The sequence below is a fragment of the Micromonospora pisi genome (genome assembly GCF_003633685.1).
Taxonomy (GTDB): Bacteria; Actinomycetota; Actinomycetes; order Mycobacteriales; family Micromonosporaceae; genus Micromonospora_G; species Micromonospora_G pisi.
On the sequence record NZ_RBKT01000001.1, the window covers coordinates 5,004,178 to 5,028,058 of the forward strand.

At 66.2% G+C, this 23,881-nt stretch carries 23 protein-coding genes, 1 tRNA gene and 1 pseudogene; 10 read left to right on the forward strand and 15 right to left on the reverse strand.

Translation table 11 applies throughout. From position 1 onward, the window contains the following. Positions 1 to 3 precede the first annotated feature (3 nt). Positions 4 to 3,087, forward strand: a complete 3,084-nt coding sequence (locus BDK92_RS21300) for a type III restriction-modification system endonuclease (RefSeq protein WP_121158306.1) — start codon at positions 4 to 6, stop codon at positions 3,085 to 3,087. Positions 3,088 to 4,031: 944 nt separating this feature from the next. Here the strand turns inward: BDK92_RS21300 and BDK92_RS40840 are convergent. Both BDK92_RS40840 and BDK92_RS21305 read right to left on the reverse strand, forming a co-directional pair. Beyond that, positions 4,032 to 4,163, reverse strand: a complete 132-nt coding sequence (locus tag BDK92_RS40840) for a hypothetical protein (protein ID WP_281278631.1) — start codon at positions 4,161 to 4,163, stop codon at positions 4,032 to 4,034. A gap of 267 nt (positions 4,164 to 4,430) precedes the next feature. Next, positions 4,431 to 4,616 carry a hypothetical protein gene (locus BDK92_RS21305; RefSeq protein WP_121158307.1) on the reverse strand — a complete coding sequence of 62 codons (186 nt, stop codon included), beginning with the start codon at positions 4,614 to 4,616 and terminating at the stop codon, positions 4,431 to 4,433. Between the two features lie 406 nt (positions 4,617 to 5,022). On the opposite strand from BDK92_RS21305, the gene BDK92_RS21310 reads away from it, so the two are divergent. The 5 genes from BDK92_RS21310 (at position 5,023) to BDK92_RS21325 (ending at position 9,316) form a co-directional block, all read left to right on the forward strand. Continuing rightward, positions 5,023 to 5,319, forward strand: a complete 297-nt coding sequence (locus BDK92_RS21310) for a P-loop NTPase family protein (RefSeq protein WP_121158308.1) — start codon at positions 5,023 to 5,025, stop codon at positions 5,317 to 5,319. Between the two features lie 530 nt (positions 5,320 to 5,849). Continuing rightward, positions 5,850 to 7,235, forward strand: coding sequence for a hypothetical protein (locus tag BDK92_RS39105; RefSeq protein WP_170208644.1), 1,386 nt, complete (start codon positions 5,850 to 5,852; stop codon positions 7,233 to 7,235). A gap of 154 nt (positions 7,236 to 7,389) precedes the next feature. Continuing rightward, positions 7,390 to 8,013, forward strand: coding sequence for a DUF4145 domain-containing protein (locus BDK92_RS39110; protein ID WP_170208645.1), 624 nt, complete (start codon positions 7,390 to 7,392; stop codon positions 8,011 to 8,013). Positions 8,014 to 8,193: 180 nt separating this feature from the next. Continuing rightward, a complete protein-coding gene (locus BDK92_RS21320; protein ID WP_147457074.1) occupies positions 8,194 to 8,607 on the forward strand; it encodes a hypothetical protein in 414 nt (137 codons plus the stop codon). 636 nt (positions 8,608 to 9,243) lie between these two features. Next, positions 9,244 to 9,316, forward strand: a tRNA-Arg gene (locus tag BDK92_RS21325). A gap of 225 nt (positions 9,317 to 9,541) precedes the next feature. Here BDK92_RS21325 and BDK92_RS40410 read toward each other — a convergent pair. The 11 genes from BDK92_RS40410 to BDK92_RS39730 form a co-directional block, all read right to left on the reverse strand. Beyond that, the gene (locus BDK92_RS40410; RefSeq protein WP_121158310.1) at positions 9,542 to 10,924 is read right to left on the reverse strand and encodes a tyrosine-type recombinase/integrase; all 1,383 of its coding nucleotides are present in this window, start codon (positions 10,922 to 10,924) and stop codon (positions 9,542 to 9,544) included. Then, the gene (locus BDK92_RS21335) at positions 10,921 to 11,106 is read right to left on the reverse strand and encodes a helix-turn-helix transcriptional regulator (protein WP_121158311.1); all 186 of its coding nucleotides are present in this window, start codon (positions 11,104 to 11,106) and stop codon (positions 10,921 to 10,923) included. The genes BDK92_RS40410 and BDK92_RS21335 overlap by 4 nt, the downstream gene beginning before the upstream one ends. A 22-nt stretch (positions 11,107 to 11,128) precedes the next feature. Beyond that, positions 11,129 to 12,940 carry a replication initiator gene (locus BDK92_RS21340; RefSeq protein ID WP_342775837.1) on the reverse strand — a complete coding sequence of 604 codons (1,812 nt, stop codon included), beginning with the start codon at positions 12,938 to 12,940 and terminating at the stop codon, positions 11,129 to 11,131. Beyond that, positions 12,937 to 13,731, reverse strand: coding sequence for a DUF2637 domain-containing protein (locus BDK92_RS21345; protein ID WP_121158312.1), 795 nt, complete (start codon positions 13,729 to 13,731; stop codon positions 12,937 to 12,939). Before BDK92_RS21345 ends, BDK92_RS21340 begins: the two co-directional genes overlap by 4 nt. Beyond that, a complete protein-coding gene (locus tag BDK92_RS21350) occupies positions 13,728 to 15,146 on the reverse strand; it encodes an FtsK/SpoIIIE domain-containing protein (protein ID WP_121158313.1) in 1,419 nt (472 codons plus the stop codon). Before BDK92_RS21350 ends, BDK92_RS21345 begins: the two co-directional genes overlap by 4 nt. Before the next feature lie 34 nt (positions 15,147 to 15,180). Continuing rightward, complete coding sequence (locus BDK92_RS21355; protein ID WP_147457075.1) at positions 15,181 to 15,408, reverse strand: hypothetical protein; 228 nt, start codon at positions 15,406 to 15,408, stop codon at positions 15,181 to 15,183. A 167-nt stretch (positions 15,409 to 15,575) separates the two neighbouring features. Continuing rightward, entirely contained in the window at positions 15,576 to 16,004 is a 429-nt protein-coding gene (locus BDK92_RS21360; RefSeq protein ID WP_121162454.1) for a hypothetical protein, read from the reverse strand. A 317-nt stretch (positions 16,005 to 16,321) separates the two neighbouring features. After that, positions 16,322 to 16,552 carry a hypothetical protein gene (locus BDK92_RS38495; RefSeq protein ID WP_147457076.1) on the reverse strand — a complete coding sequence of 77 codons (231 nt, stop codon included), beginning with the start codon at positions 16,550 to 16,552 and terminating at the stop codon, positions 16,322 to 16,324. Positions 16,553 to 16,824: 272 nt separating this feature from the next. Further along, a complete protein-coding gene (locus tag BDK92_RS21365) occupies positions 16,825 to 17,547 on the reverse strand; it encodes a GntR family transcriptional regulator (protein WP_246017172.1) in 723 nt (240 codons plus the stop codon). A gap of 46 nt (positions 17,548 to 17,593) precedes the next feature. Further along, positions 17,594 to 17,893 carry a DivIVA domain-containing protein gene (locus BDK92_RS21370; protein ID WP_246017173.1) on the reverse strand — a complete coding sequence of 100 codons (300 nt, stop codon included), beginning with the start codon at positions 17,891 to 17,893 and terminating at the stop codon, positions 17,594 to 17,596. Between the two features lie 180 nt (positions 17,894 to 18,073). Further along, the gene (locus BDK92_RS39730; protein WP_211349323.1) at positions 18,074 to 18,370 is read right to left on the reverse strand and encodes a hypothetical protein; all 297 of its coding nucleotides are present in this window, start codon (positions 18,368 to 18,370) and stop codon (positions 18,074 to 18,076) included. Between the two features lie 664 nt (positions 18,371 to 19,034). Here BDK92_RS39730 and BDK92_RS21380 point away from each other — a divergent pair. From BDK92_RS21380 to BDK92_RS21395, 4 genes and pseudogenes are all read left to right on the forward strand, one after another. Beyond that, entirely contained in the window at positions 19,035 to 20,345 is a 1,311-nt protein-coding gene (locus BDK92_RS21380) for an NsdA family TPR-like regulatory protein (RefSeq protein ID WP_211349324.1), read from the forward strand. Between the two features lie 15 nt (positions 20,346 to 20,360). After that, the gene (locus BDK92_RS21385) at positions 20,361 to 20,912 is read left to right on the forward strand and encodes a GNAT family N-acetyltransferase (protein ID WP_121158317.1); all 552 of its coding nucleotides are present in this window, start codon (positions 20,361 to 20,363) and stop codon (positions 20,910 to 20,912) included. 73 nt (positions 20,913 to 20,985) lie between these two features. Next, complete coding sequence (locus tag BDK92_RS38500) at positions 20,986 to 21,351, forward strand: hypothetical protein (protein ID WP_147457077.1); 366 nt, start codon at positions 20,986 to 20,988, stop codon at positions 21,349 to 21,351. 37 nt (positions 21,352 to 21,388) lie between these two features. Beyond that, positions 21,389 to 22,076 (forward strand): annotated as a pseudogene (locus BDK92_RS21395) (YdcF family protein). A 174-nt stretch (positions 22,077 to 22,250) separates the two neighbouring features. Here the strand turns inward: BDK92_RS21395 and BDK92_RS21400 are convergent. Continuing rightward, on the reverse strand, positions 22,251 to 23,177 hold the full coding sequence (locus BDK92_RS21400; protein ID WP_121153561.1) for an IS3 family transposase: 927 nt from the start codon (positions 23,175 to 23,177) through the stop codon (positions 22,251 to 22,253). Beyond that, positions 23,174 to 23,485, reverse strand: a complete 312-nt coding sequence (locus BDK92_RS21405; protein WP_121153559.1) for a transposase — start codon at positions 23,483 to 23,485, stop codon at positions 23,174 to 23,176. Before BDK92_RS21405 ends, BDK92_RS21400 begins: the two co-directional genes overlap by 4 nt. Positions 23,486 to 23,881 lie beyond the last annotated feature (396 nt).

The window sequence follows — 23,881 nt, forward strand, 5'->3', positions numbered from 1 at the left end:
CCGATGAAGCTCCAGTTCAAGGTTCAGCCCTATCAGACCGAGGCTGTCGATGCAGTGGTCGACGTCTTCACCGGGCAACCGTACGCCGACGGGGTGAAATATCGCATCGACCCCGGCACTGACGCTGCGCAGACCTTGCTGGAGGACGCCGGCCTGCGCAACGCAGAGATTGTGCTGACTCCGCCGCAGATCCTGGCGAACGTGCATATGGTGCAGCAGACACGCGGTCTGGAGCGCTCGAAGGACCTTAAGGACCCGGTCAAGAAGTCAGCGGCCCCGATCAACCTCGACATCGAGATGGAAACCGGTACGGGCAAGACCTACGTGTACATTAAGACGATCATGGAACTGCACAAGCGGTACGGATGGTCGAAATACATTGTGGTCGTGCCGTCCATCGCGATCCGCGAGGGTGTGAAGAAGTCATTCGACATCACCGCCGAGCACTTTCAGCAGTTCTACGGCACCAAGCCGCGCACGTTCATCTACAACTCATCGCGTCTGCACGAGGTGGAGCGGTTCTCCTCCGACTCGGGCGTGCAGGTGATGATTATCAACATCCAGGCGTTCAACGCCACCGGCAAGGACGCTCGCCGTATCTACGAGGTACTCGACGACTTCCAGTCCCGCAAGCCGATCGACGTCATCGCGGCGAACCGGCCGATCCTCATCATCGACGAGCCCCAGAAGATCGAGGGCGACGCGAAGAAGCCGTCCAAGTCGCTGGAGGCACTCGGGTTGTTCAACGCCCTGTTCGCGCTGCGCTATTCGGCGACTCACAAGATCGAGCGCACCAAGGTGCACCGGCTGGACGCGGTCGAGGCCTACAACCAGAAGCTCGTGAAGAAGATCGCGGTGCGCGGCATCACGGTCAAGCACCTGGCCGGCAGCACCGCCTACCTCTACGTGGACGGGCTGGAAGTCGGTAAGGGCACGGACTTCCCGAAGGCTCGCGTCGAGCTGGAGGTGCAGACCGCCCACGGCATCAAGCGGCAGGTTAAGCGACTAAACCAAGGCATGAACCTGCACGACATCTCCGGCGGCATCGAGGCGTACAAGGGTCTCTTCATACGGGACGTCGACGCGAACCGCGACATCATCGAGCTGAGCAACGGCGAGATCATCGGCGCTGGCGAGGTGACCCAGGACGTTGCCGAGGACCAGAAGCGTCGCATCCAGATCCGCGAGGTCATCCGCGCCCACCTCGACAAGGAGCGGGAGCTGTTCGCGCAGGGCATCAAGACACTGTCGCTGTTCTTCATCGACGAGGTCGCCAAATACCGCGACTACGACCGCGAGGACACCCTCGGGGAGTACGCCCACGTGTTCGAGGAGGAGTACGAGACGGTCCTCGCCGACTACCTCGGCCAGCTCGACCTCGAAGAGGCCGCCGAGCGGTACCGTAAGCACGTCGCTGCGATTCCGGTACGGGCGACACACGAGGGCTACTTCTCGATCGACAAGAAGACCGGCCGCTCCATCGACGGCAAGATCGCCGCGCGGGGCGACTTCGCAGGCCAGTCGGACGATGCTGACGCCTACGATCTGATCCTCAAGGACAAGGAGCGGCTGCTGTCGTTCGAGGAGCCCGTGCGGTTCATTTGGTCGCACTCGGCGCTGCGCGAGGGCTGGGACAACCCGAACGTGTTTGTCCTGGGCATACTCAAGAAGAGCGACAACACCACCACGCGGCGACAGGAGATCGGCCGTGGCCTGCGCCTGTCGGTCGACCAGCACGGCGAACGGATGGACAACCCCGTCACCGTCCATGACATCAATGAGCTGACCGTTGTGACCGACGAGTCGTACACCGACTTCGTCACCGCTCTCCAGAAGGAGATCATCGAGTCGCTGTCGGCCCGCCCGCGCAAGGCGAGCGTTGACTATTTCACCGGCAAGCGAATCACGCTCGCCGACGGGTCGCCAACCGTGCTGGAGCAGTCTTTCGCCCAGGCCCTCTACAACCACCTCATCCGCAGCAACTACATCGACGACGACGGCTTAGTCACTCAGGAGTACAAGGACGCGCGAGCTGACGGCACCCTCGCCGCGCCTACAGCCGAGGTGCTCAAACCAGTCATCGACTTCGTGTGGCCGCTCGTCGATGCGCTCTACCTCGACGTGCCCAAGCCGACCGACGGCCGCAAGCCGAAGAAGATCCCTTTCAACGAGGCGAACTTCAAGAAGCGCGAGTTCCAGGAGTTGTGGGGCCGCATCAACCACAAGGCCGTTTACCAGGTTGAATTCGACTCCGAAGAGTTGATCAAGAACTGCATCCGTACGCTTGACAAGTCTCTCAACGTGACGGTGATGCAGTACCTCGTCGAGGCCGGCAAGCAGGTCGTCGACCTCGAGGTCGAACACCTCGAAGCCGGAACCGGTTTCAAGGTGTCGGAGACGAAGGTTGAGCACTCGGCCGTCTCGGCGGCCTCTATCGTCAAGTACGATTTGCTCGGCGAGATCGCGGAGAAGACCCAGCTCACCCGCCGGACCTGCGCGGCAATCCTTACGGGCATCAACCCCGGCACGTTCACGAAGTTCAAGCAGAACCCCGAGCAGTTCATCACCGAGGCTTCCCGGCTCATCAATGAGCAGAAGGCTACGGTGATTGTCGAGCACCTCAGTTACAACCCGCTCGACAACCGATACGACTCCTCAATCTTCACCGAGAACCAGACCGCTCAGGACCTGTCGAAGGCGGGCGACAAGCTGAAGAAGAGCGTCTACGAGTACGTCATCACGGACTCAAAGGTCGAACGGTCGTTCGTCGAGAAGCTCGACGTCAGCGACGAGGTCGTCGTCTACTCGAAGGTACCCCGCGGCTTCTTCATCCCAACTCCGGTTGGTGACTACAACCCCGACTGGGCCATCGCCTTTCGTGACGACACCACCAAGATTAGGCACGTCTACTTCGTCGCCGAGACAAAGGGATCGATGTCCACCCTGCAACTCAAGGGCGTGGAGGAGGCAAAGATCGAGTGCGCACGCAAGTTCTTCGCATCGCTCAACGGCAAGGTCGAGCGCGACGGCGTGAAGTACGACGTCGTTGACAGTTACGACTCGCTGCTCCAGATTGTGACGGCGTGAGTAAAGCTGCGGGTGCCGAAAACCTCATCCGCGCTCGTCAGGCGGCATGCTCGTACTCATGTAGAAGCTCTGTACCGTGCCAAAATTCGTCATGGTTGCTCGGATCCACACCACACCCGAAGAGGCGGCCGCTCGCAGCAGCACCTTGGCAGGGTCTAACGCTTGGCCTGGTCGGCCCGACGCGAGTGCATGGACAGGGGCCACCCTCAGCGAGCACCTACGCGCCGGGCTGTCGGATATGCCGAACGCACGACACCGATCACCGGGGCCGAGCGTGTGATCTGGACGGCCGCTGAACAGGGCGGACGTTGTTTCGGGACCCGCAGGGATCCGGGCCGCCAGGTTGGACTTGACGGATGTGTTTGGAACAACCCGTCCTACCCCTCTTTACGCAGGTCAAAGCTTGATCGCAATCGAAAGTGGCGACAAAACTGGTCGCTGATTCGGTGTGACGGTATGGCTTTTCCCAGGTCACCGGGCATCTACGGGGGTAGGATAATTTGTTCCAGAGTTGGTCCTGGGGAGCGCCGACCGGACCCGTCGGCCCGTGCCCCTTGTCGGAGGTACCAGATAGTCCGCGATGGTTTCCGACCATGAGGCGCCGCCAGCTAGAACAAGCCCCGGCGTCGGCTTCCAGACTTAAACCGTGGGCTGTGGGTGCCTGTATTGTCACTGCCTGCGCCGGAATGCCCGCCGCGATGATTGTCGCCTTGGCGTCGCATACATCGTCTGGGGTGGCGGGCGTGACCGCCATTGCGTCCATAAGCGTCGCTGCTTTCGGGGCAGCCCTCAGCCTGGGACGGCCGTAACTTTCTACCGTTCGAAAACTCGGCCACGGGCGTTGAACTGCTATTTGTCCGCCGTGGGATCGATGAACGGTGTCATGATGCCCGTCATGATCCTGTCGTTCGGCTACCTGTTTCTTCGCCAGGCACTGCAGTTGATCATCCTGTTCGGCCGTGAGCACGCCGGACCTGGACCGGGCGTTTGTCCAGGGCGGCGGCGCGGCGGCCGGCGGGGGTCTTGGGTGCGCCCTCGACGATCCGGTAGCCGGAGGTGAGCTGGTTCCGCTCCACGGTGAGGGCCCCTTGGTCGAGGTCCGGTTCACCGGAGTCCGCGCATCTCCCCCGGCTGGAGTGAGGAACTGCGCGACCGCAAGGAGCCCTTCGACGGGCGTGACGACCTGCGCGCCTGGCTCGCGGACCGGGCTTTGCCCCACAGGGGTGGACGCCGGCGCCGTCCTCGCCCTCGCCGACTTGGACGACCTGCACACCACGATCGAGCGGCTGGGTGTCTCCCTGGCGGCGGCGAACGCCGGCTTCCGTACTCTGGGCCTGCCGCCGTTACACCACCGCGACGGGCACGTCCGGCAGTTCGCGGCCCACCTTCAGCAGCATCGCGCCGAGATCCAGGACCGCCTCCGCGACCGGTTCGTCGCCGTTGTTCGGCGTGGCGAGCCGCTGACCGAATACCTGCGGCTGCGCGATCTGCCCGGCCTCGACCCAGACCCGGACTGGCTGGACCGCCACTGGGATCTTCCCGAGCCGGTACTCAACAAGCGGATCGGGGATTGGCTCAATGCCGTCTGCCCGGCGGCCTCACCGATTGGACCCGCATCGACCGCGCTGCTGCCCCCAGTGAAAGATCTGAGAGAAGGCGGCCATCGTACCGCCGTACGCGCCGCAACGGCCGCCCGAATCGCCGTAGAGGCGTGGCTGCACCGCTTTACCGGCACCAGCACCCGCCGCCCCGGCCAACCCGACGCTGTCGCCGCAGCCATGACCACCGACGGCAGCATGGACTTCGGCCGGCTGACCCAGTCCGACGTGATCGCCTGGTTGCACACCCACCACCAGTGGCCGGAATCGATGCCGCAGACCACCGCGCCCGCACAGCTGGGACTCTCCGAGCAAGACATGGCGCACGCCCGGGCCGATGATCACCTCACTGTTGCGGGACCACCAGGGCGAGAGCTACGTCTACTACCTCGATGTCTCGCTGCCGGAAACGCTGCGGCGGCACACGCTACGCCCGCAAGCCGCCGAGTTCACCGGCGAAGACATGCAGGGCTGGTACCTGCCAGGAGACTTTCTCGGATGCGACGGCGAGCACATCATCGGCGAGGAATCCTCGTTCGACGAAACGCTGACGCTCATCGAGACAACTGCCGGCCTTATCACAGCCGGAGCTGCCACTGTCCCGCAGCAGGGCGGGATGGTTCCTCTGCCGTAGCGATATCGGGGTACGGCTTGGAGAGCAGAGGGAGGTCCCCGCTGACGGGCTCGAGCGCTGATCTTGGGATGGCCGCTGGCGCCCGTCGAATCTCCCAGGTTGAGGGGCCAGAGCACCAAAGCCACGAGTCGCTAAGGTGCCCTGGTCGGCCTTCGGGTCGATTCCGCCCCCGTCGGCGAGCGCGTCCTTTCGAGGATGGTGCGCTCACAAGATCAGCGCCAGAGCCCGAACGTACCAGGTCCACAACGACCATGAACGATCTATCCCGGCAGTATGGGGACCTGGCCGTCCATCCGGCCGTCGACTTTGATGACTATCGCTTTCTGGGTCGAGCCTAGATCACCCATCGCTGAGGGTGACTTTGGCGGCCGAGCCGCTGCGCGCATCGCGGCTAGATCCGTCCACCGCAAGTTTGAGGAACAGTCGCGGAGAATCGGGCGGCGGCGGGGCTTCGGCTGCGATATTCTGTTCGGCTCGGCATGAGGTCCGGGCGTGGCGTATGCCATCGACGACTCGTAGACCAGGCCGATATGCAGATCATTTCCCTGGCTCAGCTGCGTGAGACCGACGAACGTAGCCAGCGTTTCACCCCGCTGGGTCTCGGCCTAGATCGCATGCTGACCCCGGAGTCCGCCGCCGCCCACCACCAGGAGACGGTTGCCCAGATTGACCTTGCGGACGCCGTGGCGCAGGGCACGCGCGAGGCCTTCGAACGACTGCGCAACATCCACGCGTACGGGGTGCTGTGCTACGAGATCTACACCTTGGTCAACGACCACGCGCTGCTGGTCATCGAGCAGGCTCTGCGGGATCGGTTCATCGACTTCCACGACGGCTCATGCACCTTCGTGCGTCGCGACAGCCGGGAGAGTGCGATCGTCATCGGCGGCTACGACGACGTATACAAAGCGGCCAACCGATTCTCCCCGGTCCGGGGTTACCGGCTGCTCGTGGGACGCGGCCCGGCAACCGTCGAGTTCAACGGCACGCTCGGCGGCTTACGCAAATGGGCTCGGGCCGCTGGACTGCTCCGCGGGCAACGCAATCGCCGCATCGAGCAACTGCTCGCGAGGCTACGCAACTCCGTCGCCCACCCCTCGTCGACGCACCTACTTACTCCGGTTGACTGCGCGGTGACGTTGCGCGATTTGGCCGAGTTCATCAACCAGCTTTGGGGAGTACCTACGCCGGGCGGCCGTCTCTACCCCGCGCCGGCCGAGCGCGGCGTGCTGTTCATCGGCTGGAACGCCAACGGCAGTACGACCCTCGCACGAGCCGATAACCTCACCGCCGGCATGGTTCGTCTCGACGACATCGAACAGTGCGCGATCGTCCGCGCCTTCTTCAGCCCGGGAACCCGCCCGGAGGACCCCGACCTCCGCTACTTCAACAGTCGATACGACAACAGCCGACTACCTACCGAATACCTTTGGGGACCTGGCAGCCCCACCGAAGCCGCCACCTGGCTAACCACCGCCCACCCAACATCGGACTCTGTGGACCTCCTTGATCAGGTCTTCGCCGTCCGGCACGACGACGACCGCGTGTACCGACCCATGAAGCCCGGTGTTGTCGCCTTGCTCGACCCAGCCGACCAGACCGGCCACTGGTACCTCGTCCAAGCTGATTTCCCTCAGGATGCCTTCGTCCACATCCGGCAACTCTTGGCGGCCGAGCCGGGATGCAGCCAACGCGGTGAATGCACCGTATGCCCAGTCGAGATCCTCGACCAGGGCACCGTCGGGGAACTCGTCGGGCGCGGCCGACTCGCCCCGACTAGCACCGCACTGCCTCCGGCCTTCTGCCTTCGCGACGACATCCCGTCCTGGCAACCAGCGCCACTACGCACCAACCGCGAGCCGGCGCCACGTAGCAGGAGCAACCGCCGCCGTGGGAGGCCGCATAACTCCGCCTAGCAGCCGGATTGCGGCAAATAAGTGCATTCGACCATACTCGCACGGGATGCACTGGTACCTAACACCTGCCGGCCGAAGGTCAGCCGTAAGCGGCGAAAAGGTGTCATCGGATAATGCTTCCTCAACAGCCGTTCGAGTCGTACGATTTGCGCTCGTGAGCGAAGCCCTGAACCCGGTTGGCGTGGTTTGCACGTCTTGTCGCAACGCAACTTCGTCTGTACCTGCTGGTTGGATCGGCGAGGATGAGGATCCCACAATTGGTTACGCGCTGATTGAGTGCTCACACTGCCATAGACTTATGGTTATTCAGGAATTCAATGAATGGAATGGGCAAGATTTAGTTTCTAGTGGTGCCCCCGTTGTCATCTGGCCAGTTCGAGACACGCAACTTAGTGTCGAAATCCCTGATCCTGCACGCAAGTCATTTGAGGAGGCGCGTGCTTGCCATCATGCTGGACAGTTCACGGCTGCCGCACTGATGGTCCGGCGGACGCTCGAGGCAGTCTGTATCGACAAGGGGGCCACGACCGGTAGCCTTCAAGTCAAGCTTAACGAATTGAAGTCTAAAGGAATAATTGAGGGGAAGCTCACCGACTGGTCGCACGACCTTCGAGCTCTCGGAAATGAAGCTGCCCACGATACGACGATATTTATCAGCGCTGCCGATGCGCAGGATGCCCTTGAGTTGGCGGAAGCATTGCTAAATTATGTCTACGTCCTCAATGCCAAGTACAACGCATTTAAGGCGCGCCGCACAACCCCTGTCGCGCCATCGTGATTACGCAATACTCGACATTCTTATCAAGATCCTATTAACGTCTTGATGCCCTAGTGAACAACCGGAACCTGGCATGATTGACCGTACGCTCATCGGCATGAGTGTACGCCGAAACACACGTGCGACGTCGGGTGAGGTGCCGATATAGTCGCCGCCCTGGATCCGTGAAGCGTAGGGACAGTGATGCACAGGACCCTTCGAGTTATCGGCTACTGGCGTGATTCGTCGGCGTCGGAAAGTTTGCCGGACGTTCGGGACTTCATTGATGAAAGCGTGCCTGCTGGTGTGCGCGCTGCCGTGGTTGCGTATCTCCGGTCGGGCACCTGGTTCGTCGCGACGGCAGGGTTTTCGCGGTGCCGGATCTGCGGGGTGGCCAACGGTAGTACTGATTTCACTGACGGCGAGCACTTCGTGTGGCCGGAGGGCCTTGCGCACTACCTGGAGACGCATGGCGTCTGGTTGCCGGACGACGTCACTGCCATCGCGCGGCGGGGATTGGCGGGAGCGGTCGACACAGGCGAGTTTGAGCGGGCGCTGCTTGACGCCGGCGAGGTAGCCCTCGATCAGCAATGGTGGGCAAGTCAGCGTCGGTGATTCAGGCAACACCGACCCCGCCCAAGCACCGTTCATCGCTTGATCGACTCCCCGATCATCGACAGAAGTGGATAGGGCATGCGGTCGATGCCGGCTCGCCGGTAGCAGAACGTCACGATGATCGCCGCCCGTACCGCCGGCCTGGTCGGCCCTACCAGCCACCCCTCGCGCCCGATGAGGGCGACGCCTGCCCCTCGGTCAACCGTGCACGAGGTCGTTAGGCGACGAGTACGGGAACTTGGAGGCGGCGCACATCCTGCAGTCCGGCCAAGGGGCGCTCCTGGGACGACTGTTCGCCTGACCCGGACACCCTGCGGGGAGGGGGGACCTCGCATGGTTTGATCACCGGAGGGTGGGTCAGTCATCGGGCACAGAGCGGGTCCGTCGACCTGTGTCTGCTCTGAAATGACTTACGCTGATATCGATGATCATCGAGTGGTGCACGATGTGTGCTCATCGCTTGTTGTGCGTTGGTGGCCGGTGCTGGGTCATCGTGCGCGACGGTGACGGTCGACGGCCTGACCCGCGATCACGTGCGGTCGTGCTGTGATCCGCAGGTGGCGCTGCCAGCGGTGACAGGTTTTGCGGGTCCCTGTCGCCCGCCGGCCGCCGCTGCTAGGTACCCTGTACCCTCGCGCCCTCGTAGCTCAGGGGATAGAGCATCGGTTTCCTAAACCGTGTGTCGCAGGTTCGAATCCTGCCGGGGGCACCTCGAAGATCAGCAAAAACGTCCTCTGACCAGCAGGAATACTTCCCGGTCGATGTGATCTCGTAGGCAGTCGTAGGCCGCCTGTAGCCACCGTTTGTCGCTGGTTGTGCAAAATACGTGCAATGATCTTGAGCCTCTGTGGGGCGGTGTTTGCCCAGCTCACGGGCCTCAAAACACGAGAGGCCGCAGCGTCAGCCACGGCCTCTCGCGCCCTACCGGTGATCGTCATGCGGACAGTGCCGCCTCGATCCGTTCGTTCATCCGGCTCCGGTCCCCGTCGATGCACTTCGCGTACACCTTGAGCAGCACGTCCACCGAGTGACCGGCCCGTTCGGCGACCTCTGGCGCGGGTAGGCCCGCGTTCAGCCAGAGCGACACCCCGGCGTGCCGCAGGTCGTACGGGCGCCCGGCCAGGGGAGAGGCTGCCCGGTCCGGAGGCAGGCTCAGGATCCGTGCCTCCTCCCAGACACGGGAGTACGTCGAGGACGCCACTACGTTGCCCCGCTCACTGAGGAACAGCCGCCCGTCCGCACCGACGCCGAACCGCTCGACATGCCCGCGCAGGATCGCCACCAGCTCCGGTGGGATTGGCACCTCCCGCGCTTCCGTCTCGCCTCGGTGCTTGAGTCCGCGATCGTCGTGCACCTCGCCGCTGTCGGTGTATCGCTTGCCAGCCGCCGGTCGGGACTTCTCCACCGTCAACATGCCCCAGCCCGTCTTGGGCAGGTGGCAGTCACGTTCCCGCAGGCCCAATGCCTCACTCGGCCGCAGCGCGGCGAAGTACAGGCAGGCGTAGAACGCCTGTAGCCGTTCACCCCGACGACCGGTCTTCCCGCGCTGGCCGACGTAGGTCACGGCGGTCAGCAGCTCCCGCGCCTGGCCGACGTTGACCACCACCCGCCGATCCACCTCGGCCACGACCTTCCGCCGCGCGGACCGTACCCGGAGTTTGTCGACCGGGTTGAAGTCCAGCAGCTCCAGTTCGACGGCGTACTGAAGGACGTTGTAGAAGACCGAGCGCCGCCGCCTGGTCGTGCTCGCCGCCGAGGCCCGCCCATCCATCCGGAGCCCGAGCACGTCGAGAGCCGGACGGACCACCGCGGCTTCCGCCAGTGCGGTCAGCGGTTGCGACGCCTTGTCGAGCCACCGCAGGGCAGCGGCGATGTCCGCCGGCCGGTCGAGCTTCCGAGCGGCAGGCGGAAACTCGTACTCGCGCAGTGCTCGACGGAGCAGCGCCGGATCCGGCTGGCCGGGTACGTCCCGAACGAGCGCGGCGGTCACGGTCGCCAGCGCATCGGTAGTGCTCTCCCGCGACTTCGCGGCGGCACCCGGCCACTTCATGTCGATGTACCGCCGGACGAAGCCGAACCAGCTCACCGACTCCTCGGGCTTCACCATCGAATCGGGCAGCCCGGAATCCGCGTCGAACGCCTCGCCCCGGTTCGCCGCCTGCATGAGGTCGGAGCGGAAGTTGTCCGCCAGCGCTCGCGTGCCGAAGGTCCGCGACTTCGGTTCGGCCGCGACGACCCACCGGACCGTGTACGACTTCTTCCGACCCGCCAGAGCGTTGACCTGGATGCTGCGAACCCGTACCTCCCGCGACTTCACGCCGCCTCCCGAAGCCGCTCAAGCCAGGCCCGGAAATTGCTCCGCTCGATCCGCAGCTCACCGTTCGGAAGCTTGATGCACTCCGGCGCGATGCCCAGCTCACGCCAGCGGTAGAAGGTTCGCCGCGATACACCGTTGAGCGCGGTCAACACCTGGGGGACGGTCATCAACTCGTCGTTCATAGGGGTGATTTCCTCCGAGGGGTCAGGCTGCGGGGGAGAGGGGAGACGCGGTTGCCGAAAGGTCGCCGGGTGCGCGTTGTCGGGCGGCGTTGAGGGTTGAGCGCCACCGGATCCGGGCGGAGACGGCGCGCAAGATGCGGTGTTCGAGGGGTAGGACGTCGGGGTCTTCGGGGCGGGCGAGTTCGAACCGGTACCGCTCCAGTTGGTCGGTGGCCGCCTGGTCCTGGTCGTGCTGCTCGGTGTCGGCCATGTCGCCGGCGAGGACGGCGCGGATCCAGGCCCGGTTGTCCGCGCGGTGGTCGGCGAGGGTCTTGCCGGACCACTGCCGAGAGACGAGGACGCGGCGGCCGGTGAAGCCGAGCGTGTTGCGTTGGTGGACCTTTCCCGTGCAGCGGCCGGGGGTGAGGCCGGGCTTGGCGCCGTCGGGTTGGACGCCGTAGAGGAGCCAGTTCGCACAGGTCGGCGAGCAGGGCAGGATCGACAGTTCGGCGTGGAGCCGGTCGAAGTGTGCCTTCTGCGCGTCGGATCGCGGCTTCGCCTGATCGGTCAGGTCCTTCGTGACGTACTTGGTCACGTAGCGGATGGACCGCTCGGCGTCCTTGGTGGCCTGCTCGATCCCACGCGCGTCGATCCGCCCGAGCCGGGCCACGTACGCCGGTCGGGCGTCTTCGATTTCCAGGTCGTCCAGGGCGTACGCCCACGAGGTCAGCGGTTCCCGTGTCTTGGGGTCGACGTATGCCTGCTGGTCGACGTCCCAGATCGGAGGCTTTTCCACCGTGTAGACCGGCTGGTCGAACGACGGCCACCACACCTGGTGGTAGGTCGCGGCGGCGATCTGCTTGAGCAGTCGGCGGGGCAGGGTGCCCCGGATCGCGAAGTGCGCGTGTGGGGCGAGTCGTCGTTGTAGCTCGACGGCTCCGGCGTATTGGACGTTCCAGCCAGCGGCGCGGCGGACGTTCTGCCACCACCGGTCCAGCACACGAGCGAAGTGGATCGAGTCCAGTGCCGCCCGCCGGTAGTCGTAGCTGGCCGGGTCGACCGGTGTGCTCAGCACGTCGTCGTACGGGCCGTGCCGCTCGCCGCACTCGCAAGGCGCGACGTAGGCGCCTCGCCGTAGGTGGGAGTGGACGGGGCCGTGTGTATCGAGGGTGAGGGTGACCAGCATCGACGGTCGGTACGTCTTCCCGGCCCGTCCGGCGTAGGCGCGTCCGACGGTGCGGGGTGACACCGGGAGGCGGGGCAGGTCGGGTGAGTCCTGCCGCCGTTTCGTCGAGCGCTTGCGGCGTGGCCGGTCGTCGCGTTCCTTCGGGGTGAGGTGCCCGCGCAGGTTCGTCTCTCCCAGGGCTTCGTCCAGTTCGGTGATTCCGGCGTCAAGGTCGGTGAGTTGGGCGGCCCTCTGGTCGGGGTGCATGGGTTCGTACTGGAGTGCTTCGCGTTCGAACTCCATGTGTGCCCGGACCCGGACCAGGGCGAGGACGTCTTCGGTGGGGTGTTCGGGGCGGATGGCGGGTTCGTCGGCCAGGTGCCAGCCCTCCCGGATCTGCTGGATCCGCAACCGCCGGTTCCGCTCAGCGCACGGCTTGCACTTCACCGCCAGGGTCGCCCCGCACGGCACCTCCACGACCTCCGTCACCCCGGTCACCGTGTCGGTACGACGGAGCGGCAGCGGGCGGACGCAGACGCCGTGCTGTTCGGCGAGTTGCTTGAGCGCGTCCTTGGCGAGCGGTCGACGCATCCGGTCCGCACGCGATCCCGGCCGCACCTCCGCCGCGAGGGTCGGGCCGGGTGTCGGCTTGATCGGGGCGGGGGCGAGTTGCAGTTCGAGTTGGGTCATGGGGTGGCCTCCGAGGGTGCCGAAGGGGTGTACGAGGTGCCATTGCGGGGCGCGAATGCGGCGGCCGGGACGGGGACCAGGGCGGGACGTTCGGACTCCCGGACCAGGCGGAGGAGTTCGGACGCGGTCCCGTTGGCGACCCGTAGGACGGCGCGGAGTTCGTCGCGGGTGATCTGCCGTCCGGTCGCGGCCCGATGGTCGGCCGCGTGTTGCCGGGCGACCTGGACCAGGTCGACGGTTACCGCCTGGTCGTCGTCCCCGTCGTTGGTGTCGTCGTCCTGGTGGTTGTGCTCGTCCTGGTCGTTGACCTGGGTGGGTACGGGATCGGGACGATCACCGTCCTGCCCGTCCTCACCGGCCAGGGCTGGGGACGGCACCGGGGACGCCGGTTCGGGCTTCACCGATAGGACGAGTTTGGAGAGACCGAGGAAGGCCAGGGCGGGGACGGCGGAGATTAGCCATCCGGACAGGCCCGGTTTCGCGACCGCGAGTTGTGCCGACAGGGACAGGGCCACCGCGGACACGAGGAGGAACATCGGGTAGCCGATCCGGCCGCCACTTCGCCGCCTACGCCGGATCGTCAGCAGCGCGGCGAGCGGGATGAGTTCGGAGATGGCGGCGTTGGCCCACCCGAACCAGTCCCCGGTACCGGCGGGTGAGTTCGTCATGGTCCAGTCGTGAACGTGGGTGAACGACGCCGCCCCGGCCAGCCCGCCGACGACCAGGAGGATGATGACCAGGACCACGCCCTCCACCCGCTCGGTCCGCGACTTCCCCACGGTGGCGCTCATGCCTGCTCCTGCTCGTCGGTGTGTCGCCGATAGGTCTGCGCCAGGTCGTTGATGTGCTGATCGGTGAGGTAGGAGAACCGGACCCGGACGGGTTCGCGGACGCCGTCGAGGACGACGAACCCGACACCAGGCGTGGCTTCCGGGATCTGGTCGCAGATCGCGCCTCGGTCGCGGGCACCGTCGCCGAGGACCATGTCCGCCTGCTCCGGTTCGGTCATCCGCAACGCGATCCGGGTCGGGAACAGGTCCCGGAACGGCAGCACGTCCTTACGCGGGTCCTGCAACGCCGCGACCACATGCACCCCCACCGCACGCCCTTGCGACAGCAGTAGGCCGAGGGCTTCGCGGATGCGATCGCGGACCTTGCGGTCGGTCAGGTAGGCGGTGAGCGCGGCCAGCTCGTCCACCACGATCACCAACAGCGGGTCATCAACGGTCGGGGTGTGCTGACGGGAAACACCACGCAACCGGGCCGCCCGCAGCCGCATGCGCTTCACGGCCTCTTCGAGGACACCCGCCATGCTGTCCGGATCGTCGTAGGCGAACCTCGTGAACAACGGGGCACCGGCGGCGAGTTCCATCCCGCCCTTCGGGTCGAACGCCCACAGCTCCACCAGCCCGGAACGGATGCCGGCGGCGAGGGAGCGGATCAGGGACCAGATCACCGATCCCTTGCCCGAATTCGTCGCCCCCGCGATCAGGACGTGCGTTCCGGCCAGCCGAAGCGCGTACGGGTCCCCGTCCTCACGGACTCCTAAGGGCAGGTTGGTGAAGTCGGGTACCTGCGGCACCGGCAACGGTGCGACCGTGGCGGCCAGGGGGTCACGGCGACGGAAGTGCAGCACCACCCGATCCGGCCGAGACGTCGACAGCGCCCGACCCTCCCGAAGCCGGAACGCGTACGCGAGACGTTCCGCCGCCCTTCCCCAGTCATCGGGAATCTGGCCCGGCAGCATCCGCACCGTCACCCGGTCCCCGTACCGGTCACACCGCACCGACAGCAGCGGCGGCACGTACCGGTCACCCGCGAACGCAGTCGCTAGCCCACAGGTGGCCATGATCGAGGCCCAACCACGCCGGTACACCCACAGTCGCCGCCACCGAGCGAGGACCGGGTACCAGCCGAACCGCAACCACGACGCGGGGTGCCACCGCCACCAGGCCGCGCACCCGCCGCCGATTCCGAGGACCACGGCCAGGAGGGTCGGCCAGCCGTACGACGCCCACACCCACCACACAAACGCCGTGGGGCCACTGATCCACCAGTAGCGGACCGCGAGGACCGTGAGCCGGACCAAACCGCGCAGCAGCCACCAGACGACGAGCAGCCAACCGGGAATCCGCCAGGCGGGGAGTCGGACGTTCATCGGGGCGACCGGGATCTTCTCCCCCGGAATGACGTTGATCAGCGGCATCGGCGGTCACTCCCGCCGGTCACACAAGCGCGGGCTACCACAGCAGGTCACCTCCGCGACCGGGGCGGGCGAGGGTGGCACGGCAGGTCCGGCAGGCCATGTGGATCAGATCGAACCGGCGCGGAGCGACCCAGCAGCGGCAACGCGGACAGCGGATCTCGTCGACCAGCAGCGGTGCCGCTGGCAGGCCGAGCAGTCGGCGGAACCCGTTGACGGCGGCGCGGGTGAGGTCCCGCAGGCAGCGGGCGAGGAGGCGGCGCATCACGACCACCGCCCGACGAGGGGCAGGGGGTGCGGCGACTTTCGGGCAGCACGAACTACGGTGGGCACCAGGCCCTCCTTCAACTTGAGGGGTAGGGGTCACACGCGGGACGGGCCGGGACTCTTGGCGGGGAAACGGCCCGCCCCGCGAACAGAAGTGGGAAGCGGTCAGGCAGCAGCCGCGACGGCGGCAACCACGGCCGGGACGATCGCCGTCGCGCGCAGCGAGTACGCCATCCGCGCCTTGCACTGCCCCGACGACTTGCACCGCTGCGAATCCACATACGGGGTCAGGGTCAGACCCTCGAACTGCACAGCCGGCGGATAACCCGGCACAGTCGACGGCGGCGGCACCGGCTGATGCGCGCCGATCACCTTCACCTTCACCTCAGTGGGACGGCCGAACTTCCCGGCCTCCGGGTCCAGGTCCATCACCCGCACCACCCAGACCCGCTCGCCGGTTTCCTTGTCCCGAGCCTGGTTGTCCTGCTCACCACGCCGCTCGAAATCAACCTGCGGGTCAACACCGAGGCAGAGCGCCCCGGCAGGGAAGACGTACTCGGACGGGACCGGCACCTTCAACGTCAGCGGAACCACGAACACAGCCTCCTAGCTGAACTCGGAACCTAGCAACTTGGCTACTTGACTTGTTAGGTCCGAACGTAGCTCGCGTTGACTTGACTTGTCAACCAAGCAGGGTTCGTCCACTTCGGTCGACACTGACTTGGGCCAGCGCGCAGAGGTGGGGACTATCAACGTTGGGCAGACGTGGATGAGGGCGGCACGTCCGTGCCGCCCTCCCTTGACTACCGCATCTCTACGAAGCGGACGCGACCCGTACAACGTCGCAGCTTCGACGACAGGTGCGCGAGCGGGTCAAGCTCATCCGGTTGTTGCCAAGTCGACTTGGTTCGTTAGCGTCGTCCGATGTAGAGAGCGGCGACGCCGAACGCGGCCGTAACGATCGCGCCGACCGTGGCGAGGCCTGCGGTGGCGGTACCTCCCCAGCCGCCCAGGGCCGTCAGCAGTACAACCACACCCAATGCCGCGCCGGCAGTGAGGAACGTCAGACGCATTACCGACAGATCCGGTTGGTGGCGCTGGCGCTCCTCGGCGTCTGGATCATCGGGCGTTCGAGTGCTCACTACGTCCTCATCCTTCCGTTATGCGCGGCAGGTCGGCAGGACTCCTGAGACCTTCCTGTTGGTGCAGGAAGGCCTCCCTGCTGTGCGCAAGTATGCACGCGAGAGGACGTGAGTGGGAATCTCACTCACCACGATCAACACGATCTCGGGTTACAAAACGGGAGTAAGTGGGACCTAGTGTCGTCCAAAAAGGAGAGGACTGGGCCCGGCCCGTCATGCGTCATGCGGGAAGAACGGTTTTGTTCCCTCGTTCGCCGACGTGACGCCACGAGCTAGCCCAGCGGGTACACGTCTTCCAGTTCGTGTCTGGACGCCGGCAGCAGGACGTCAACCGCCAGTAGGGGAGTTCCGGTTCGATCGCAGACCGACAGCAGCACCGTTAGCAGTGGGTCGCGGGGGCGGACCTGGAGTAGCGACGCCTCATCGCCGGCCGGTAGGCGGGCGGAGATCTGCTCGCTCACGTGGTCGAACTGAGCACCTTTGCGGGCGGTCAGGTGGCGCAACAGCCCCTCGCCCAGTGGCTCTGACGAGCCGACGCCGGTCCCTTCGGCCAGGTCCGTCGGCAGGTACGCCGTCCCCAGTTCGATCGGGCCAAGCTCGTCGACCAAGACGAGGCGACGCCGGGCGACGACTGGTGTACCGGTTTCCAGGCGCAAGGCCGACGCGGCGCGGGGTGGAGCGGGTACCACCCCGGCCGCGAGGAGCTGCGAGTCAGCCGACTCGACCGTGTCCAGTACGGCGTAGTTGCGTTCCCGTCCCCGGCGCTGTTCCTGCCGTGGGATGCCGAGCACGAACCGGCCCTTGCCCTGGTGGCTGTCGATCCAGCCATCCTGGCGAAGCAGGTCGAGCGCCCGGACGACCACCGGACGAGACGCCTTGAACTCCCGGACCAGTTCGGTTTCGCTGGGCAGCATCGCGCCCTGGGGGTAGGTGCCGTCTTCGATGCGCTGCTGCAACGCGTTCACGATCACGACGTACTTCGGTTGCCTCACCACGAGCGGCACACTTCACCCCCAGACAACAAGTCAGCTTGTCAAGAGGCTAGCTGTGCCTCTGACGATCTGTCCATCGGCCCGCGTTTCCTGGTCTGGTTCGCGACTGCTCTTCGTGCCACGCGCGTAGTGCCTCCTTGAGTCGGATGTTCTCCTCCCGGAGCCCCGCCTCGACGGCGTCACGCGCGATCAGCTCATCCACCATCCGCCGGACGAAGGCGTAGACCTGGTCTTCGGCCAGGCCGCGACGGCCGAACCGGGTACGGGCGAACCGTGCCGCTCGCACCTGGTCTGGCCGTAGCCGGGAGAGCCGTTGGATCGCTCTGGAGACTCCCACCGCCGAGGTCACGACAACCACCCGCCACCGACGTACGCCACCGCTCGCCGCGCCGGACCCCGAAGAGGAAGATCCGGCACGTCGAACCTGTCGGGACCTGCGGCGGACATGTGACCCACCACCGTCTGCATGATCATGACTCCTTCCGATCGAGCTTCACCCGTCACGGCATGTGCAGGCCGGACGGATAGGTCAGCGGCGCCCGCCGGTTATCGGCCCGGCTGGCCGCCGTGCGGGTGGTCTGCCAGGTGACGCCGCCACAGCACCCCTCGGGGCGGCCGCCTGGACCTGCTTGTGCGGGCGGGCGAGCAGGCGCAGACCGTCGAACTGCACAAAGATCTCCCGCTTCTCGACTGCCTCGCCCTTTCGATCGAGCACGTACCCGTGAAGCCACACCCAGCCGTCGTACGTCGCTTGCTTCGAGACGACCGTGACCCGGAAGACGATGGCGCTGGCGCCGCCGAACTGGACCGATGCCGCAGCGTCCACCCGCAGAACGTCCCCTGGTTCGGGCACCACGCCGGGTCTCCTAGTCGATGAGATGGAAGGCGCCGAGGCGGGCGGGGACCGGGGACCTTGTCTGTCGATTGCCTTCGTCAGACGGGTCGCCTACCCAGCACCCACCCCGGCGCCGGCTTAACCGGAATGCGCCTCGTCCACAACGGGCGTACTCGGTGGGTTCTCTCCCGTGCCGCCGCAGTCCGGGCAGGGCCGTCGCCGCAGGCGTTCCGGGTCGTCGGGCGCGCGCAACCAACGCCGGGGACTGGCCAGCTTCCAGCCCCGCCCACCGCACGCCTCACATTCGCCCGGTCCAGGCTCGTCCGATCCGATTGGCTCTACCGGCTGCGGTCGGAGCCGAACGACAAGCGCGTAACAGGCGACCTCAGATGCCCGGCGGACCAGCGGGGACATGGGTACGCACGCGGAGGTCGACGGGCCAGCGCTCCGACTGCTGCGCGATAACCTCGAATCACTGAGCGGTACGTCATGCGAGCGATTCATGCAGTGATCGTCTATCCGTCAATATGGACCCATCGAGGGCCTGATACCGGACCGCTGCGGGACCTCGGGCGGACATCAGAGGGACATGCATTGATGGCAGGACCTGCGTAGGCGAGCGTAGGCAGTAAGCCCATCCAGGGAGGCGGCACCGATGGCCCGAGACCGGCGCGAACCCCGCACGATGCTGGAGTACCTGATCCAGCAGAGCGACCGCACGTACGAGGAGTTGGCCGAGGAGTTCTCTCGGCTCGACTCCCGCGCGGCGATCAGCGCCCGGCACCTCGGCCGCCTCGCACGCGGCGAACGGCAACTGGCCGACTCCACCCCGGCGACCCGCCGCGCGTTGCAGGCCCTGTTCGGCAAGCCCGTCGAAGAGTTGCAGCTTCCCTGGACTGCCGGCCACCCCTCCACCGCACCGGCACAGCCTGCCGCCCTGGCGCTGCCCGGTACTGGTCCAGAAAGGAACATCCTCGCCATGGCCGCTCAACGCGCCCGCCAGTACGCCATGCTCGCCGCCGAAGCCACCACCCCCGCCGCCATCCAGCAGCTCGCCGAGGAGGTGCAGCGCCTCGCCCTGGCCTACCCGCAGCGGCCGGTCAACGAGGTCATCGGCGACCTGGCCGAAACGCAGGACACCCTGTTCACCCTCCTGGAGCGCCGGCAGCCGCCGGACCAGTCACGGGACCTGAACTTCCTCGCCGGCATCACCAGCGGCCTGCTCGCCAAGGTGTCGCACGACCTGGCCGATCCGCACTCGGCGATGCTCCAGGCCCGCACCGCTGTTCTCTGCGCCGAGCAGGCCGGACACCCCGGCCTGCAAGCCTGGCTACGTGGCATGCAGTCGCTCGTCGCCTACTGGGCCGGTCGGTACGCCGAAGCGGTCCGCTACGCCGACGCCGGCCGCGAGTACGCCGCCCAGGCCGGCGGCACCTCCGCCGTCTGGCTCCCGATCAGCGCCGCCCGCGCCTACGCCGCCCTGGGCAACGCCGAGCAGGCCAAAGCCGCGATCGCCGAGGCCGAGCAGTCCTGGTCACGGGTACGCCCCGACGAGATGGACGCTATGGGCGGCATCTGCACCTTCAACCAGCCCCGCACCCTCTACTACGCCGCCGACGCCCTGGCCTGGCTGCCCAGCGAGGCTGCCGCAGCCGCGGACTACTCCTCCCAGGCCGTCAACGCGTACGCCGACCCGCACGACCCCTCATGGGCGTTCGGCGACCAGGCCGGCTCACACGCCGACCTCGCCATCGCCAGCATCGCCAGCCGCGACCTGGACGCCGCCACCGAAGCCCTCGCCCCCGTCCTGGAGTTGCCCGCCGAGCGACGGATCAACGGGATCGTGCACTCCGTCCGCCGCGTCCACCAGGCCGTCACCCGTGCCGGACTCGCCAGCGACGCGCGAGACCTCATCGACGGCATCGAGCACTTCACCCACACCCCCGCCAACGCCCTGCCTCGATAGGGCAAGATCGGCGACATGTACCCAGTCACGCTCACCGGCCAGGTCGTCAAGCTGCGCGAATTCCGGCCTGACGACGTGGCCGACGCCCTAGCCATCAACGGCGACGACCGGGTCACCCGATGGCTGTCCTACGACAGCCGAGACGAAGCCACCACCGCTGCCATGATCAGCGGCGCGATAGAACGGGCCCAGCTCACCCCACGGACCGAGTACTTCCTCGCGGTAGCGGACCGGGACGACCGCATGATCGGGTTTGCCCGACTCGGCCTCACCGGACACCAAGCGGCCAAACTCGGGTACGCCATCAACGCCGACCACTGGGGCCACGGCTACGCCACCGACGCCGCCCGCACCCTCATCACGTACGGCTTCCACCAGCTCGGCCTACACCGCATCACCGCCGCCATTGGCCCCGACAACGCAGCCTCCATCACCGTCGCCACCCGGCTCGGCTTGCAGCACGAAGGCCGCCTCCGCGACCACGTCTTCACCAACGGCGCCTGGCGAGACTCCCTGCTCTACTCCATCCTCACCTCGGAGTGGACCAACCAGCAGCCCGCCTCATAAACCCGCTCTTCCGTCAGCGCTGGTCGCCCGGCGACAAGATCGACCCGCTCCGTCGTATCTGTACCATCGCGGCATGTGCGACACCGCCACGCCACCCGACGACGGCCCCAGCGCACACCAATCCAGCGCACCCACCCCCGCGCAACAGGCCGCCGCGATTCGCGCTCACGCAGCCGAAGTGCTTGCTCGCGTGCAGGAATGGCACGACGCTCCAGGCTGGCAGGACAACGACACCAACCAGCGCCGATACCGCCTCACCGCCGACGCTGTCGGTCAACTCGACGCACTGCCCGACCCTGAGCACTCTGACGGCCTGGCCGCGCTGGTCGACGCGATCCACCCCATCCTCACAGAATGGCGTCCAGGCCGGCCGGGACCCGAGCAAGCCATCTACGCCGCCGTAGAACGTCTCGGACGCGAAGCCGCCGCATGGCGATAGCTGCGTCGACCAGGTACGCGGAGACAGCTCAACTACGATCGACCAGGTGAGCGCGCGTCCGTCGACCGGCATCCCGGAAGCGTTGCGGGCGGATGTCGAGTGCCTGTGGGCGTACCACGACATGCGCCATGAGGTCCGGCCAACCGATGTCGGTATCGGACTCGGCAGTCACGACCTGGGCGTTGCGAAGGTCGCCACCGACCTCTACCACCGACCTCTACCACCGAGGTATGTACCCGCTGCTGGTGTTCACCGGAGCGAACGCGCCCACCACCGTCGAGGTCTTCCCGCGCGGCGAAGCTATACACTACCGCGAGTACGCCATCCAGCACGGCGTACCGACCGAAGCCATCCTGATCGAGCCTCAGGCCCGGAACACCGGTCAGAACATCGAACTCACCCGCGCGCTCCTGGCCGAGCACGACATCGGAGTCCGGTCAGTCACCCTCATGTCCCGGCCCTACCAGCAGCGGCGCGCCTACGCCACCTGCAAGAAGCTCTGGCCCGAAGTCGACGTCATCTGCGCATCGCGCCCGCTATCGCTCGATGACTACGTGACCAGCATCGGCGACGTCGACAAGGTCATCAACATGCTCGTCGGCGACACCCAACGGATCACCAAGTACGCCGAACTCGGCTTCGCCATGCCCCAGGCCATACCCGCCGAAGTCGAACTCGCGTACGCCCGACTGGTCGACGCCGGCTACACCAGCAGACTCGTATAACCGGCCACGGCGTAGGGGCTAATGGCTAAGAGCCTTCCGGTCAGCCTCCGCAACCTCCGGCTACACGATCACCGCAACCAGCTGGCCATCCTTGGACAACGGCACACTTGCCTCATAGACACAGGCAAGCGATTATCACAGGACTGAGTTCCCCCCGCTTTGATGGAGCGGTGGTTACCTGCTGCCGGCCGGCGCAGGGGTGGCGATAGGTGGCTCGGCTGGGTTGCTCTGGCGGATACGCCAGGCGGTTTCGTACTCGTCGGGGCTGAGGTAGCCGAGTTCCTTTTGGATGCGGCGGGTGTTGTACCAGCCGTCGATGTAGGCGAAGATCGCGTTCTCGGCCTCGTCTCGCGTCCGCCAGCTCGTGCGGTAGACCAGTTCGATCTTCAGGGTGGACCAGAAGTTCTCCATCAGTGCGTTGTCGTACGAGTCGCCGACGGAGCCCATCGAGGGCAGGATTCCGTTGTCTTGCAGGCGTTCGGTGAAGCGGAACGACGTGTAGTTCGAGCCCCTGTCCGAGTGGTGGATCAACTGGCCGTCGCGGACGTCGCGGGACCAGATGCCGTATTCGAGGGCGGCGAGGATCAGGTCGGTGTCGCAGCGGTCGGAGGTCTTCCACCCGACGATGCGGCGGGAGAAGACGTCGCGGACCGCAGCGAGCCAGAACACGCCCTCGCCGCAGGGGATGCGAGTGGCGTCGGCGACCCACAGCCGGTTCGGCCCGGCAGCGGTGAACTGCCGGTTGACCAGGTCCGGTGCCGGCGTGTGCCGTGGGTCCTGCTTCGTGGAGCCGCCGCGCCAGCCGCGACGGAGGAACGCGCCCTGCCAGCCCTGGGCGGCCATCAACCGCTCGACCCGCTTGCGGCCCACCCGGATGCCGTCGCGGCGTAGCTGCCGGTGTACCCGGTCCGCGCCGTAGGTGTGCCCGGACGTGGCCCAGACCTCGTGGATGTTGGAGAGCAGGCCCAGGTCGACCACGTCGCGGTCGCAGGGCTGTTCGGCCTGCTTGACCCACGCGTAGTACGTCGAGGCGCCGATGTTGAGGACCCGTAGTAGGAGCGCGACCGCGAACTGGTCACGATGTTCGTGGATGAACCTCATGACCGTCGCCGGGTCGGGTCGAACTCCGCCGCGAAATACGCGCTCGCCGCCTTCAGGATCTCGTTCGCCCGCCGCAGCTCGCCTACCTCTTTACGCAGCCGCCGGTTCTCCTCGGCCATCTCGCTGGTGGGCCGGTCGTGACGCTCACCCGCATCAGCCTCGGCCTGCCTGATCCAGTTCCGCAACGCCTCGTGATGCACGCCGAGTTGCTCGGCCAGGCGCCGGATCACCGGCTTCGGGTCCGACTCGCGGTACAAACGCACAGCACGCTGACGTAGCTCATCGGGGTACTTCTTCGGTGCGACCACAGAAACTTCCTCCCCACGGCCATCAGACCATGATCAAGAAGCTCCATGAAAGCGGGGGTGGCTCAGACAGCGCTCGCTGACCTGGCGACGGTCAAGCGGTGAGAACTTCCTGTACGTCTTCAAGGCGGCCCTGAACGGGCCGCTCGCGCCGCTGCCTGGGCGCGTGTCCGTCGCTCCGCTGGCGCTCCGGCCACGCAACACGCCCGGCGGCTGGCGCGGAAAGCGGAAGCCCAAGGGGCCGCCGGAGACGACAGCGTCGAGAGTGGGAGTTGTTGATGGGCCGGCAGCCGGCCGGGTCGGGGCTGGGGTCGCGCGGCGTGCTCGACGCACGCCGCACCGTTGGCGAGCTGCCGGGGAGTGCGGGGTTGCGGTTACCGCGCCTCCGGCGGGGGATCC